General features: G+C 64.0%; 8 protein-coding genes and 1 pseudogene. 6 read left to right on the forward strand and 3 right to left on the reverse strand.

The window, feature by feature from the left end:
* Positions 1–66 precede the first annotated feature (66 nt).
* Positions 67–1,049: pseudogene (gene dgcA / locus CK222_RS14675) on the forward strand (N-acetyl-D-Glu racemase DgcA).
* Here dgcA and CK222_RS14680 read toward each other — a convergent pair.
* Positions 1,020–2,234 (reverse strand): MFS transporter, encoded by a 1,215-nt coding sequence (locus CK222_RS14680; protein ID WP_095800816.1) that lies wholly within the window; start codon positions 2,232–2,234, stop codon positions 1,020–1,022. The pseudogene dgcA and the gene CK222_RS14680 sit on opposite strands and share 30 nt — an antisense overlap.
* A gap of 141 nt (positions 2,235–2,375) precedes the next feature.
* Complete coding sequence (locus CK222_RS14685; protein WP_095800884.1) at positions 2,376–3,203, reverse strand: UDP-2,3-diacylglucosamine diphosphatase; 828 nt, start codon at positions 3,201–3,203, stop codon at positions 2,376–2,378.
* A 117-nt stretch (positions 3,204–3,320) separates the two neighbouring features.
* On the opposite strand from CK222_RS14685, the gene CK222_RS14690 reads away from it, so the two are divergent.
* From CK222_RS14690 to CK222_RS14700, 3 genes are all read left to right on the forward strand, one after another.
* Positions 3,321–4,100, forward strand: a complete 780-nt coding sequence (locus CK222_RS14690) for an SDR family oxidoreductase (protein WP_067328390.1) — start codon at positions 3,321–3,323, stop codon at positions 4,098–4,100.
* Between the two features lie 161 nt (positions 4,101–4,261).
* The gene (locus tag CK222_RS14695) at positions 4,262–6,583 is read left to right on the forward strand and encodes an NADP-dependent malic enzyme (RefSeq protein ID WP_095800817.1); all 2,322 of its coding nucleotides are present in this window, start codon (positions 4,262–4,264) and stop codon (positions 6,581–6,583) included.
* Between the two features lie 121 nt (positions 6,584–6,704).
* Positions 6,705–7,913 carry a DUF2865 domain-containing protein gene (locus tag CK222_RS14700; RefSeq protein WP_095800818.1) on the forward strand — a complete coding sequence of 403 codons (1,209 nt, stop codon included), beginning with the start codon at positions 6,705–6,707 and terminating at the stop codon, positions 7,911–7,913.
* Here the strand turns inward: CK222_RS14700 and gltX are convergent.
* Positions 7,831–9,204, reverse strand: a complete 1,374-nt coding sequence (gltX, locus tag CK222_RS14705) for a glutamate--tRNA ligase (RefSeq protein WP_095800819.1) — start codon at positions 9,202–9,204, stop codon at positions 7,831–7,833. The genes CK222_RS14700 and gltX overlap by 83 nt on opposite strands.
* A gap of 720 nt (positions 9,205–9,924) precedes the next feature.
* Between gltX and CK222_RS14710 the strand changes: the two genes are divergently transcribed.
* A complete protein-coding gene (locus CK222_RS14710; protein WP_095800820.1) occupies positions 9,925–13,716 on the forward strand; it encodes a vitamin B12-dependent ribonucleotide reductase in 3,792 nt (1,263 codons plus the stop codon).
* A 160-nt stretch (positions 13,717–13,876) separates the two neighbouring features.
* Positions 13,877–14,248, forward strand: a complete 372-nt coding sequence (locus CK222_RS14715) for a VOC family protein (protein ID WP_095800821.1) — start codon at positions 13,877–13,879, stop codon at positions 14,246–14,248.
* Positions 14,249–14,348: the final 100 nt, after the last annotated feature.

The raw sequence follows: 14,348 nt of genomic DNA on the forward strand, positions 1-14,348 counted from the left end.
TTAGCGTGACGGGACTGGCGTGTCGATTTGCCGGGAGACCGGGTTGCTCAGCCGGAGAAGAAAAATATGGCGCGTGTCATTTCGGTCGAGGCGGAGCGATTCCCCATCGCGGGCACCTTCACCATATCGCGCGGATCGAAAACCGAGGCCGAAGTCATCACCGTGACGATCGCCGAGAACGGACATGTCGGGCGCGGCGAATGCGTGCCCTACAGGCGCTACGGCGAGACGATGGAAGGCGTGCGCGCCGCAATCGAGGCGATGCGCGGCCAGATCATCGACGGCATCGGCCGCACCGCCTTGCTCGCGGCCATGCCGGCCGGAGCGGCCCGCAATGCCATCGACTGCGCCTTGTGGGATCTCGAAGCCAAGCTGGGCGCCAGGCCGGTGGCGGACGGGATCGGGGTCGTTTCGCCTAGGCGCTTGAAACCGCCTACACGCTGTCGCTCGCCGAACCTGACGCGATGGCGGCGCAGGCCCGCACCGCTGCCTCGCGACCGCTGCTCAAGGTCAAGATCGGCGGCGACAACGACGCGGCAAGGATTCGCGCCGTGACGCAAGCCGCCCCGCAAAGCCGCATCATACTCGACGCCAACGAGGGCTGGACCGATAACAACATCGTCGAGAATCTCGCATTCGCAGCCGAGCACGGCATAGTGCTGATCGAGCAGCCGCTGCCGGCCGGCCGTGATGGCATCTTGCGCGAAATCGCGCATCCCGTGCCGATCTGCGCCGACGAAAGCGTGCACGAGGCAAAGAACCTCGAAGCGCTGGTCGGCCTCTATGACGTCGTCAACATCAAGCTCGACAAAACTGGCGGACTGACCGAAGCGCTGATCCTTCGCGACCGTGCCCGCGACCTGGGTTTCGGCATCATGGTCGGCTGCATGGTCGGCACGTCGCTCGCCATGGCGCCGGCAGTGCTCTTGGCTCAAGGCGCCGATTTCGTCGACCTCGACGGGCCGCTGCTCTTGGCGCACGACCGCGAACCGGGTCTCGTCTACCAGGGCTCGCTGGTCTCACCGCCTCAGCCGGCGCTGTGGGGCTGACCGCGCGGCAAGCCCGATCAGCGCGAGGCCGATGATCGCGATCGGGATCATCGCCAGGAACCCGTCGACGCCAAGATGATCGTAGAGCGGGCCGGAGACCAACGTGACCGCGGCCATGAAGAAGCCGTTGAAGAAATAGGCGATGCCTTGCGCGGCGCCCGTGCGCTCTTCGGAAACCGTTTCGCCGATCATCTTCTGCAGGCCGATCAGCACCATCGCCACCGAAACCGCATGCAGCGTCTGGACGCCGAAGAAGCCGACGACGCCGAGCCCCAGCGGCCAGACCAGCGGAAAGGCGGCCCATCGCAGGATCGAGCCGATGCCGGCGATCACCATCACCCTGACGACGGAAACGGAGGCGAAAATGCGGTTGAAGAACAAGAACATGCAGACCTCGGCAACCACGCCCCAGGCCCACAGCAGGCCCACGACGGAATCGCTGATGCCGATCGACTTCCAGTAGATCGACACGAAGCCGTAAAGAAAGGCGTGGCTGGCGGTGATGATGCCGACACCCAGCGTGAAATAGAGGAAATAGGCGTTGAAGAGGCTTGGCGCCGAATGCTGAATGTCGGTCGCCGATAATGGCGACGCCTTGCGAGGCTTGCCCATCCGCGGCGCCCACAAACCCGCGGCAAGCGCTGCGGCAAGGGCCACAAAGATGATCGCCGGAACTGCTTGCGGGCCGGTGGCCGCCAGGATGAAGCCGCCGACTATATTGGCGCAGAAATAGGAGATCGAACCCCATTTGCGCATGGCGGTGTAGTTGGAGCCGAAGCGGCGGACGCCCGACAGAGCCAGCGAATCGGCCATCGGCGAATGCGGCGTCCAAGGGATCGAAAGCAACAGCGAGATGGCCAGCACGCCCGCATAGGTGGCCGGCAGGAAATAGCCGGCCGAAATGATCATCGTCGCCGCGACCAGCGTGATATAGACATTGGCGCGGTCCTTCGCCCGGTCGGCAAACGCGGTGAGCATCGGGGTCGTCACGACGCGCAGGAACATCGGCGCCGCCAGGATGACGGCGATCTGTTCGGCGTGGAAGCCTTTCGCCTCCAGCCAGAGCGGAAAATAAGGCAGATGGGTCCCCTGCGACACGAACAATGTCGCGAAGATCAGGCTCATGCGCAGTTCGAAATGGGCGGGCTTGACGAGTTGCTCAGGCGAAAGTGGCGGTAGCGACATGAATCGATCCAATTACGCTGCATTCCACGACCGCAACGCGTTTCGATCCCTATCACGCGGCAAGGCGCGGCGGAACCGCCTGGACCAGTCGATCTGGCCAAAGCTGTTGAAAGACAAGGAACCTCGGAGCCGGAAAGGCGCTCAGGCAGCCTTGACCGCCCTGCCCTTGAGATCGATGAGATCGAGCACCGGCGCGTCCTTGCCGGCCGGAACTTCGGGCAGCACATGCGCCCAGGTCAGGATCTCCATGCGGCCGTCGAAATGCTCGGCCACCGCGGTGCAGCTTTCCACCCAGTCCCCGGTGTTGATGTATTGCACGTCGCCATAGCTTTCGATCGCGGCGTGATGGATGTGGCCGCAGATCACGCCGTCGACATGCGAGCGCCGCGCTTCCTCGGAGAGCACCGTCTGGAACGATCCGATGAAGTTCACCGCCTTCTTCACCTTGACCTTCGCCCAGGAAGAGAACGACCAGTAAGGCAGGCCGAGCAGGTGGCGCAGTCTCGTCACGAGGCGATTGACCAGCATTGCCGTGTCATAGGCGTAGTCGCCGAGGTAAGCGAGCCAGCGCTGATTGTGCACCACAGTGTCGAACTGGTCGCCATGGATGACGAGAAGCCGCCTGCCGTCGGCGGTCTCATGAATGGCGCGGTCGGCAACGACGATGCCGCCGAAATGCACCCCCTGGAACTGGCGGGCGAATTCGTCGTGGTTGCCGGCGATGTAGGTGATCGAGGCGCCCTTGCGCGCCTTGCGCAGCAACTTCTGCACCACGTCGTTATGGCTCTGCGGCCAATGCCAGCTGCGCCGCAGGCGCCAGCCGTCAACGATGTCGCCGACCAGGTAGATGGTATCGGCGTCATGGTGGCGCAGGAAATCGATCAGGAAATCGGCCTTGGCCGCTTTCGAGCCGAGATGCACGTCGGAAATGAACATGGTGCGAAAAGTGCGGGGCTCTGGACCGGACATCGCGATTTCCACCTTTCTTTGGCGTGCTATGCCTCGATTCATGCAACAACCGTATGACGGTTGCGGTTGGTCCAGCCTAGGCGCTAGCTTGCCGCCCTCGAAAAAGGAGAAATCAGCATGGATCTCGGCATTCGCGGCAAGAAGGCCATCGTCTGCGCCTCGAGCAAGGGACTGGGGCGCGGCTGCGCGATTGCGCTGGCCGAAGCCGGCGTCGACCTTGTCGTCAACGGCCGCAACGCCGAGCTGTTGGCGAAGACGGCGCAGGAAATCCGCGAAAAATTCGGTGTCGAGGTGATCGAGATCGCGGGCGACGTCTCGAAGCCGGAAGTGCAGAAGGCATTGCTTGCCGCCTGCCCCGCCCCCGACATCCTGGTCAACAACAATGGCGGCCCGCCGCTTCGCGATTTCCGCGAGCTCGACCGCGCGAAAATCCTCGAAGGCGTGACGCAGAACATGGTGACGCCGATCGAGCTGATCCAGGCGGTCATCGACGGTATGGCCAAGCGCGGCTTCGGCCGCATCGTCAACATCACATCGCTGTCGGTCTATGTGCCGATCCCGGGCCTCGACCTGTCGTCGGGCGCCCGCGCCGGCCTGACCTCGTTCCTTGCCGGCGTGGCCCGCACGGTGATCGACCGAAACGTCACCATCAACAGCCTATTGCCCGGCAAGCTCGACACCGACCGGTTGCGAGGCCCGCACGAAGCCGGCACGCCGGAAGACCCCGCAGCGGCCGCCGCGCGCAAGGCCCGCATCAGCGCCGACGTACCGGCAAAGCGCCTCGGCACGCCGGAAGAGTTCGGCCAGATCTGCGCCTTCCTGTGCTCGGTTCATGCCGGCTATCTCACTGGACAGAACATCCCGGTCGACGGCGGCCTCTACGTCAGTGCGTTCTGACGAGCTTCGTCAATCCGCCGCAAGTTTCCGAGCCAACAGGCTGAAATGGATTGATTATCTTCGCCTCGGCATCGTGAATGCCAGGGCCGACATTTGGCGTCGCGAAGAATCGCCGCTGCATGCTAAAAGGCTCGAAAGCAAGAAGCGCAGGAGGGCCGCGAATGGACGGCGAGAGCAAGAAAACGGCCCGATCGGACCTCGATGAGGCCGCGCTCTTCTTTCACAAGCACCCCACCCCGGGAAAGCTCGAGATCCAGGCGACCAAGCCGCTGGGCAACCAGCGGGATCTCGCGCTTGCCTATTCGCCGGGCGTTGCCGCTCCTTGTCTCGAGATCCGGGACGATCCGGCGGCCGCCGCCGACTACACGGCGCGCGCCAACCTCGTCGGCGTTGTCTCCAACGGCTCGGCGGTGCTTGGGCTGGGCAATATCGGCCCGCTCGCCTCCAAGCCGGTGATGGAAGGCAAGGCGGTGCTGTTCAAGAAATTCGCCGGCATCGACGTCTTCGACATCGAGATCGATGCTCCCGAGATCGAGCGCATGGTCGAGACGGTGGCCGCGCTCGAGCCGACCTTCGGCGGCATCAATCTCGAGGACATCAAGGCGCCTGAATGCTTCGAGGTCGAGGAACGGCTGAAGGCCCGCATGGGCATTCCGGTTTTCCATGACGACCAGCATGGCACGGCAATCATCGTCGCCGCCGCGGTGCTCAACGGGCTGGAATTCGCCGGCAAATCGATCTCCGACATCAAGATCGTCACGTCCGGCGCGGGCGCTGCGGCGCTCGCCTGCCTCAACCTTTTGGTCTCGCTCGGGGCCAAGGTCGAAAATATCTGGGTCACCGATCGTTTCGGCGTCGCCTACAAAGGCCGGGTCGAGGAGATGGACCGCTGGAAAGACCCTTATGTGAAGGACACCCAGGCGCGCACGCTGACCGATGTCATCCCCGGCGCCGACGTCTTTCTCGGCCTGTCCGCCGCAGGCGTGCTGAAGCCAGAACTCCTGCAGCACATGGCGCCGAAGCCGCTGATCCTGGCGCTCGCCAACCCGACGCCGGAGATCATGCCTGAGGTGGCGCGCGCGGCACGGCCCGACGCCATGATCTGCACCGGGCGCTCCGATTTTCCCAATCAAGTCAATAACGTGCTCTGCTTTCCTTACATTTTCCGCGGCGCGCTGGATTGCGGGGCGAGCGCCATCAACGAGGAGATGAAGATGGCCGCGGTCAGAGCGATCGCGGCGCTGGCCCGCGAGGAGCCATCGGACGTCGCCGCCCGCGCCTATTCCGGCGAGACGCCGGTCTTCGGCCCGGACTTCCTGATCCCCTCGCCCTTCGATCCGCGGCTCATCCTGCGCATCGCGCCGGCGGTGGCGAGAGCCGCCTGCGACACCGGCGTGGCGACGCGGCCGATCTCCGATTTCGCGGCCTATGTCGACAAGCTCAACCGCTTCGTCTTCCGCTCTGGCCTGGTGATGAAACCGGTGTTCTCCTCGGCCAAGGCCGCCAGCGCCAAGCGCGTCATCTACGCCGACGGCGAGGACGAGCGCGTGCTGCGGGCGGCACAGGTAGTCCTGGAGGAAGGCATCGCCGAGCCGACACTGATCGGCCGTCCGCATGTCGTGGAAGTCAGGCTGAAGCGTTACGGCCTGCGCATCCGGCCGGGCGTCGATTTCGGCCTGATCAATCCGGAGGACGATCCGCGCTACCGGCACTATGTCGATCTGCTGATCGAACTCGCCGGCCGCCGCGGTATAACGACGGAAGCCGCCCGCACCATGGTGCGCACCAACAACACGGTGATCGCCGCCCTTGCGTTGAAGCGCGGCGATGCGGATGCGATGATTTGCGGGCTCGAAGGCCGCTTCGAGCGACATCTGCGCAATGTCACGCTGATCATCGGGCCGCGTCCCGGCATCAAGGACCGCGATCTCTCGACGCTGTCGATGCTGATCTCGCAGCGCGGCATCATCTTCCTCACCGACACCCATGTCTCCGTCGATCCGACGGCGGAGGAGATCGCCGAGATGACGGTGCTGGCGGCGGAAGAAATCCAGCGCTTCGGCATCGAGCCGAAGGCAGCATTGCTGTCGCATTCGGATTTCGGCTCGCGCGATTCGCCCGGCGCGCTCAAGATGCGCGAGGCCGCTGCCATCCTCGCCCGCATCGCGCCGGAGCTGCAGTGCGATGGCGAGATGCATGCCGACTCGGCTCTTTCCGAGCATCTGCGCCAGCGCGTCTACCCGCATTCGCGGCTGAAAGGGGAAGCCAATCTGCTGGTGTTCCCGAACCTCGATTCGGCCAACATCACGCTGACGGCGCTGCGTGCCATGATGGACGCGCTGCATGTCGGGCCGATCCTGCTCGGCACCGACAAGCCCGCGCACATCCTGACCCCTTCTGTGACGTCGCGCGGCGTGGTCAACATGACGGCACTGGCGGTGGTCGAGGCGGCGCACAAGGCGCAGGCGCTCGCCCCGATCTGAGTTCAGGGTGAGCTCTGGGTTGTGCGAGCTCGCGCCAGCGGAATTGTGTTTGGCTAGTAAGCTAGGGAACAGTTAACCACGAACGCGGTAGCCTTCCACCGGCAATCGGGATTCCAGGCGAATGAAGGGGTTGAAGCTGACGCACCTTGCTGCGCTGCTTGCAGCGTTGGCGGCGTCGGCTGTCGCTGTGACCGAGCCGCAGGCCGCTTCTCGCACCTGCCGCCAGCTCGAAGCGGAGCTTGCAGCCACGCGCGGCGGTGGCGGCGGTCCGGGACTGATCCGCAAATATGACGACGCGATCGCCCGCCAGCGCGAGCAGCTGGCCAAGGCGCGCGGCCGCGCCGGTGATGCCAATTGCGGCTTCGCGCTGTTTTCGCGCATTGCCGGCCAATGCGCGGCGATCAATGCCTCGATAGAGCGCATGAACACCAATCTCGACATCTTGCAGGCCAAGCGCCAGCGGCTGGCCGGCGGCGGCACGCGGCGCGACCGCAGCCGCATTCTTGCGGCGCTCGACGCCAATGGCTGCCGCGATGATGAAGTCGAGCCGCCTCGCGCCCCGATCCAGGAGGCCGCCCGCAACAATGGTGGCGGCAATCTGTTCGAGCAGCTCTTCGGCCGTGGCGACGAGGAGATCGCTACGCTCCACACGCCTGAAGCGCTTCCGCCAGACGATCCCAGCCGGCGCAACATCCGCCGGGTGATCAACCAACCCGACGGCATGGACCTGCCGAGAATGAACGGCGAGTTCCGCACCGTCTGCGTGCGCACCTGCGACGGCTATTTCTTCCCGATGTCGAACGCCGCCTCTCTTGGCGATTTCGAGCGCGATCAGAAGAATTGCGAATCGAGCTGCCCCGGCACCGAGATGCAGGTCTTCTACACGCGCGGCATGGACGATGACGCCGGCAACATGACGTCCTCGGCGACCGGCCGTCCCTACAGCGAGCTGCCGACGGCCTATCTCTACAAGCAGGCAAACTACTCGCGGCCGCCGCAATGCGGCTGCAACGCCCAGGCCGAAAACTTCTTGATCATAGGCGGTAATCCGCCCAATCCGGAGCAGCCGCAGCCGGACAGCGGGGCGACGATCCTCGTGCCGGCGCCGGCGGCCAAGCTCGATGCTGGCGCCGATCCCGAAACGCTCGCCAACGCTGCAGGCGGGCTCGACCGCGCGGCTATCAAGCAGCTGACCGCCAAGGTGCCGGCGTCACCGGTTTCGGCCCTGCCGCCGGAACAGCGCAAGGTCAGGGTCGTCGGGCCAGCGTTCCTTCCCGACCCATCAGCGGCAATAGATCTGCAAGCTCCGGCCCGGAAGACCGCCCGGTAAGGGCGAGCCGCAGCGGCATGAACAGCGGCTTGCCCTTGCGGCCCGTCGCTTCCCTGATCTTGCCGGTCCAATCCTTCCAGACCGTGCCGTTCCAAGGCTCTTCCGGCAACAGGTCGAACGCCTGGTGGAGGAAGTCACGGTCCTCGCCGGAAAATTCTGCCGGCTCCTGCGGCCCGTCGCTCAGGATTCGCCACCAGGCGACAGCGTCGGACAAACGGTCGATGTTGCCGCGCACCGCGAGCCAGAAGGGCTCGGCCCTGTCGCCGGAAATGCCAAGCACAATCAGCCGGTCGCGCGCCTCCTCGAACGGCATTTGGTGCATCAGCGTGCGATTGAGCACGAAAAGCTCGTCGGGATCGAACTTGGCGGCAGACTTGGATGTCGCGGCCGGGTCGAAATGGCTGGCGAGCTCGTTGAGATCGTGCGCTGCCGTGACATTTTCCGATGTGCCAACGAGCACGGCCAGCGAGGCGACAGCCATCGGCTCGATGCCGTCCTCGCGCAGGCTTTCTATCGACAGCGCGCCGGTGCGCTTCGACAGCCCCTCACCCGACACGGTGGTCAAGAGATTGTGATGACCGAACACCGGCGGCTCAGCGCCCAGCGCCTGGAACAAGGCGATCTGCACGCCGGTGTTGGTGACGTGGTCGTCGCCGCGTATGACATGGGTGACGCCCATCTCGATGTCGTCGACCACCGAAGGCAGTGTGTAGAGATAAGTGCCGTCCTCACGCACCAGGACTGGGTCCGACAGTGAGGCGAGATCGACGGTCTCCTCGCCGCGCACAAGGTCGTTCCAGTGCACCTCGGTCCGTTCCGGCTGCAGCGGGTCGCCGGTGAAGTTCGGCAGAAGAAAGCGCCAGTGCGGCCGGCGCCCGTCGGATTCGTATTCGGCCACCTGCTCCGGCGTCAGCGTCAATGCCTCGCGGCCATAGACCGGCGGCAGGCCGCGCGTGCGGCGCACCTTGCGGCGCAGGTCGAGCTCCTCCGGCGTTTCGTAGCAGGCATAAAGCACGCGCGCCGCCTTCAGCCGCTCCACCGCGGCGTCATAGACTTCAAAGCGACGCGACTGATATTCGGTAACGTCGGGAAAAATGCCGAGCCAATGCAGGTCATAGAGAATTGAATCGGCGAATTCCTGCGTCGAACGGGCAACGTCTGTATCGTCGAAGCGCTGGATGAAGCGGCCCTTGTTGTTCATAGCGAAGAGCCAGTTGAACAGCGCGGTGCGGGCATTGCCGATGTGGATGCGGCCGGTCGGCGACGGGGCGAAACGAACTGTAACTGTCATGAGCGGGGCGTAGCGAATGCTTCCAGGCTTGACAAGACACGCCCCCGCGCAGGGCAACAGATAGTGCAAGCCAGCTAAAATGAAAAGCCGCTCGCCGGGCCCGGCTCCGGGCAACCCGGCGACCGTCCGCAAGGACCGTCAAATAAACGCTTTTCGAAGCGCCTTTCTGTCCCCGTTATCCACATATGTGACACACAACATGTTGGGGTCGCAAAACCTATAAAAACGAATCCTTGACGGGTCAGAACGAGTCGCTTTTTATAGGCCATGCGCTCCTGTTGCGGGCGTGACCGGAGAGTTCAGAGGCCGGTCTTTTTTCCCGGATTTTGTGCGTTTTGCCCACATTTCCGCCCGTTCACGAGGCCGGCGGAAGCGTTGGGAATGATGGGGCTTGGGTGGGCGAAAGGGAGAATTGTCGGGCTGGAAAAAATGATCTGTTAACACTATATTTAGTGTTTGCAGGCAGGCTCGACCCTAGATAGTGTGAACCTCCCTCTTCCGAGGGAATCGACAAAGTTTCAGTTTTGAGGGACCCGCGGGTCGGCCTGCAGCCTGGGTGAGCGCCTGGAAGGGCGTTTGCTTGTCTGCACGGTGCTGCCCGCGACGAGGAGAATGCCGGCGTCGCCTGCGATGCCGGCAAACGGCGGACCGTGCTTTTCGCCTGGCGGGGCAGCAATCCCTGGGGAAAAGCGCTATATGTAGACAAAAGGGACCGGACCAATGCGCATCGAGCGTCGCTTCACCAAGCCAGACCAAGCAGGTCAAGAAGGGGCAGCTTACGCGGAGATCGAATTCCGCAAGGCCCTGTCGGAGATCAAGAATCCCGACGGCTCGGTGGTGTTTCGCCTCGATAACATCGATGTGCCGGCGCAGTTCAGTCAGGTCGCGGCCGACATCCTGGCCCAAAAATATTTCCGCAAGGCCGGCGTCCCGGCGCGCCTGAAGAAGGTCGAGGAGAACGACGTCCCCTCCTTCCTGTGGCGTTCGGTTGCCGACGAGGCCGAACTCGCCAAGCTCCCCGAGGCCGAGCGCTATGGTTCGGAAACCGATGCTCGCCAGGTCTTCGACCGGCTGTCCGGCACCTGGACCTATTGGGGCTGGAAGGGCGGCTACTTCAAGTCCGAAGAAGATGCCCGCGCTTTCCGCGACGAGCTTGCCTATATGCTGGCCACTCAGCGCGTGGCGCCGAACTCGCCGCAATGGTTCAACACCGGCCTGCACTGGGCCTATGGCATCGACGGGCCGAGCCAGGGTCACTTCTATGTCGACCCCTTCACCGGCAAGCTGACCAAGTCGAAGTCGGCTTACGAGCATCCGCAGCCGCATGCCTGCTTCATCCAGAGCGTTCAGGACGACCTCGTCAACGAGGGCGGCATCATGGACCTGTGGGTGCGTGAGGCGCGCCTGTTCAAATACGGCTCCGGCACCGGCTCGAACTTCTCGATGCTGCGCGGCGAAGGCGAGAAGCTGTCCGGCGGCGGCCGCTCGTCCGGCCTGATGAGCTTCCTCAAGATCGGCGATCGCGCGGCGGGCGCCATCAAGTCGGGCGGCACCACGCGCCGCGCCGCCAAGATGGTCATCGTCGACGCCGACCATCCCGACATCGAGGACTTCATCGACTGGAAGGTCAATGAGGAGCAGAAGGTCGCCTCGCTGGTGACCGGCTCGAAGATCGTCAAGAAGCACCTCGAAGCGATCATGAAGGCCTGCGTCAATTGCGAAGGCAATGGCGACGACTGCTTCGATCCGGCCCTCAACACCGCGCTGAAGCGCGAGATCAAGGCGGCCAAGAAGGACGCCGTGCCGGAGAACTACATCTATCGCGTCATCCAGTTCGCCCGCCAGGGCTACACCTCGATGTCGTTCAAGACCTACGACACCGACTGGGACTCTGACGCCTATCTCACCGTTTCCGGCCAGAACTCCAACAACTCGGTGTCGCTGAAGGACAATTTCCTGCGCGCCGTCGAGGCCGACGGCGACTGGCAGCTCACCGCCCGCAAGGATGGCAAGGTGCTGAAGACGCTGAAGGCGCGGGATCTGTGGGAAAAGATCGGTTATGCCGCGTGGGCGTCCGCCGATCCCGGCCTGCATTTCAACACGACGATGAACGACTGGCACACCTGCGCCTCCGCCGGTGCGATCCGGGCCTCCAACCCATGCTCGGAATACATGTTCCTCGACGACACGGCCTGCAATCTCGCCTCGATCAACCTCCTGCCCTACCGCAAGGAAGACGGCACGATCGACATCGCCGCTTACGAGCACACCGTTCGGCTGTGGACCGTCGTGCTCGAGATCTCCGTGATGATGGCGCAGTTCCCGTCCAAGGAGATCGCCAAGCTCTCCTACGACTACCGCACGCTCGGCCTCGGCTACGCCAACATCGGCGGCCTGTTGATGACGTCCGGCATTCCCTACGACTCCGACGAGGGCCGCGCGATCTGCGCCGCGCTCACCGCCATCATGACCGGAACCGCCTATGCGACCTCGGCCGAAATGGCTTCCGAGCTCGGCGCCTTCCCGGACTATGACCGCAACGCCCAGAACATGCTGCGCGTCATGCGCAACCACCGCCGTGCCGCCTATGGCGACAAGGATGGCTACGAGAAGCTCGCCGTCAATCCGGTGCCGCTGGTCGCCTCCGACCTGAAGCAGCAGGCGCTGGCCGAGCATGCCCGCGCCGCCTGGGATCGCGCCATCGAGCTCGGCGAGGAGCATGGCTATCGCAACGCGCAGGCGACCGTCATCGCGCCGACCGGCACGATCGGCCTGGTCATGGACTGTGACACCACCGGCATCGAACCCGACTTCGCGCTGGTGAAGTTCAAGAAGCTCGCCGGCGGCGGCTACTTCAAGATCATCAACCGCGCGGTGCCGGAAGCACTGCGCACGCTCGGCTATTCCGAAAGCCAGATCGCCGAGATCGAGGCCTATGCCGTCGGCCATGGCAACCTCAACCAGGCGCCCGGCATCAACCCGTCTTCGCTGAAGGCCAAGGGCTTCACCGATGAGAAGATCGCGGCGCTGAATGCGGCGCTGAAGTCGGCCTTCGACATCAAGTTCGTGTTCAACCAGTGGACGCTCGGCGCCGATTGGGTGAAAGAGACGCTCGGCTTCACCGACGAGCAGCTTTCCGACTTTTCCTTCGAGATGCTGCCGGCGCTGGGCTTCTCCAAGAAGGACATCGACGCGGCCAACATCCATGTCTGCGGTGCGATGACGCTCGAAGGGGCGCCGTTCCTCAAGGCCGAGCACCTGCCAGTGTTCGACTGCGCCAGCCCCTGCGGCAAGATCGGCAAGCGCTCGCTGTCGATCCAGAGCCACATCCTGATGATGGCCGCGGCGCAGCCCTTCATCTCGGGCGCCATCTCCAAGACCATCAACATGCCGAACGAGGCGACGGTCGAGGACGCCAAGAACGCCTACATGCTGTCCTGGAAGCTGGCGCTGAAGGCCAACGCGCTCTATCGCGACGGCTCGAAGCTGTCGCAGCCGCTCAATGCCTCGCTGCTCGCCGACGGCGAGGAGGACGAGGACGAGGCGGTCGAGCAGCTGATTGCGGCGCCCGCCGCGCAGCGCGCCGTGCAGGTGACGGAAAAGATCGTCGAGCGCGTCATCGAGCGTCTCTACCGCGACCGCGAGAAGCTGCCGAACCGCCGCAAGGGCTACACGCAGAAGGCGGTCGTCGGCGGCCACAAGGTGTATCTCAGGACCGGCGAGTTCGACGACGGCCGCCTCGGCGAGATCTTCATCGACATGCACAAGGAAGGCGCCGCATTCCGCGCCATGATGAACAACTTCGCCATCGCCATCTCGCTCGGCCTGCAATATGGCGTGCCGCTCGACGAATATGTCGAGGCCTTCACCTTCACCAAGTTCGAGCCGGCCGGCATGGTGCAGGGCAATGACGCGATCAAGAACGCGACGTCGATCCTCGACTACGTGTTCCGCGAGCTTGCCGTGTCCTATCTCGGCCGCCACGACCTCGCCCATGTCGACCAGTCGGACTTCGACAAGACGGCGCTCGGCCGCGGCATCACCGAAGGCAAGGCGACGCCCTTCTCCAAGGGCCTCTATCGCGGTGCCTCGCCGGTGAAGCTGGTGTCGGCTGCCGGTTCGGACCCCAAGGGCTTTGGCGGCTCAGCCCCGACGACCGCCCCTACCCGCGCGGCGCCCACCGCCTTTGCCGGCTCCAACGTGCTGGCATTGAAGCCGGCAAGCGACGAGGCCCTTGCCTACAAGCGCGACTATGAGGAGCGCGCCAGGGAACTGGCCGAGGAGATGGTGGAAGAGGAAGCCGAGGCCGCCGGCGGCGCCGAGGCGTTCTTCACCGACGCCGCCGCCAACGAGGCCGCCGAGGCCAAGAAGCTAGCCGCCACCCGTCGCCAGCAGTCGCTGCTCCAGGGCTACACCGGCAACGAATGCTCGGAGTGCCACAACTTCACCATGGTGCGGAACGGCACCTGCGAGAAGTGCGACACGTGTGGTTCGACGAGCGGATGCAGCTGAGGCCCGATGCCGCCAAGGCTGACAGTCAGCGAAGTTATTCGCAAGCTGGAGGCCGATGGCTGGTATCTGGTTGCAACCAAATGCAGCCATCGCCAATATAGATCAAAGCCGGCCGCGTCATCGTGGCCGGCCGCACTGGCCTGATTGTCCAAGGCCTTCCATGATCGATCACATCACTCTCGAAGTGAGCGACCTCGAACAGAGCAAGCTCTTCTACGAAAAGGCTTTTGCGCCGTTGGGGTATCGCCTCGCTTTCGGCAAGGAAGGCGTGTTCTGGGCCTTCGATGTCGGCAATGGCTGCCTGTTCGAGATCCAGAGCACGGGCGAGACGCCGCCGCTCACCCATCTGCACGTCGCCTTCAGGGTGAAGAGCAAGGTGGAGGTCGATACGTTCTACCGCGCGGCGCTTGAGGCGGGTGCTGCGGACCACGGCGCGCCCGGGCCGCGTCCGCATTATGCCGAGAACTACTACGCCTGCTTCGTGCTTGATCCCGACGGTTACAACATCGAGGCGATGATCAACGAGGCGTGACGGGCGATGCCCTTCGGCTTCGTCATTCTAGGGCGGAGCAAGGAGCGAAGCGACGCAGCGCAGACCCTAGAATCCATGCCGTTACATCAAGGCGCTGCGG

The sequence above is a fragment of the Mesorhizobium sp. WSM3866 genome (assembly GCF_002294795.1).
GTDB lineage: Bacteria > Pseudomonadota > Alphaproteobacteria > Rhizobiales > Rhizobiaceae > Mesorhizobium.

What these genes read in the sequence shown, in the direction of transcription:
- CK222_RS14695 (WP_095800817.1), top strand. Translation starts at nt 4,262, where the DNA reads ATGGACGGCGAGAGCAAGAAAACGGCCCGATCGGACCTCGATGAGGCC.
- CK222_RS14690 (WP_067328390.1), top strand. Translation starts at nt 3,321, where the DNA reads ATGGATCTCGGCATTCGCGGCAAGAAGGCCATCGTCTGCGCCTCGAGC.
- CK222_RS14685 (WP_095800884.1), bottom strand. Translation starts at nt 3,203, where the DNA reads ATGTCCGGTCCAGAGCCCCGCACTTTTCGCACCATGTTCATTTCCGAC.
- CK222_RS14710 (WP_095800820.1), top strand. Translation starts at nt 9,925, where the DNA reads ATGCGCATCGAGCGTCGCTTCACCAAGCCAGACCAAGCAGGTCAAGAA.
- CK222_RS14700 (WP_095800818.1), top strand. Translation starts at nt 6,705, where the DNA reads ATGAAGGGGTTGAAGCTGACGCACCTTGCTGCGCTGCTTGCAGCGTTG.
- gltX (WP_095800819.1), bottom strand. Translation starts at nt 9,204, where the DNA reads ATGACAGTTACAGTTCGTTTCGCCCCGTCGCCGACCGGCCGCATCCAC.
- CK222_RS14680 (WP_095800816.1), bottom strand. Translation starts at nt 2,234, where the DNA reads ATGTCGCTACCGCCACTTTCGCCTGAGCAACTCGTCAAGCCCGCCCAT.
- CK222_RS14715 (WP_095800821.1), top strand. Translation starts at nt 13,877, where the DNA reads ATGATCGATCACATCACTCTCGAAGTGAGCGACCTCGAACAGAGCAAG.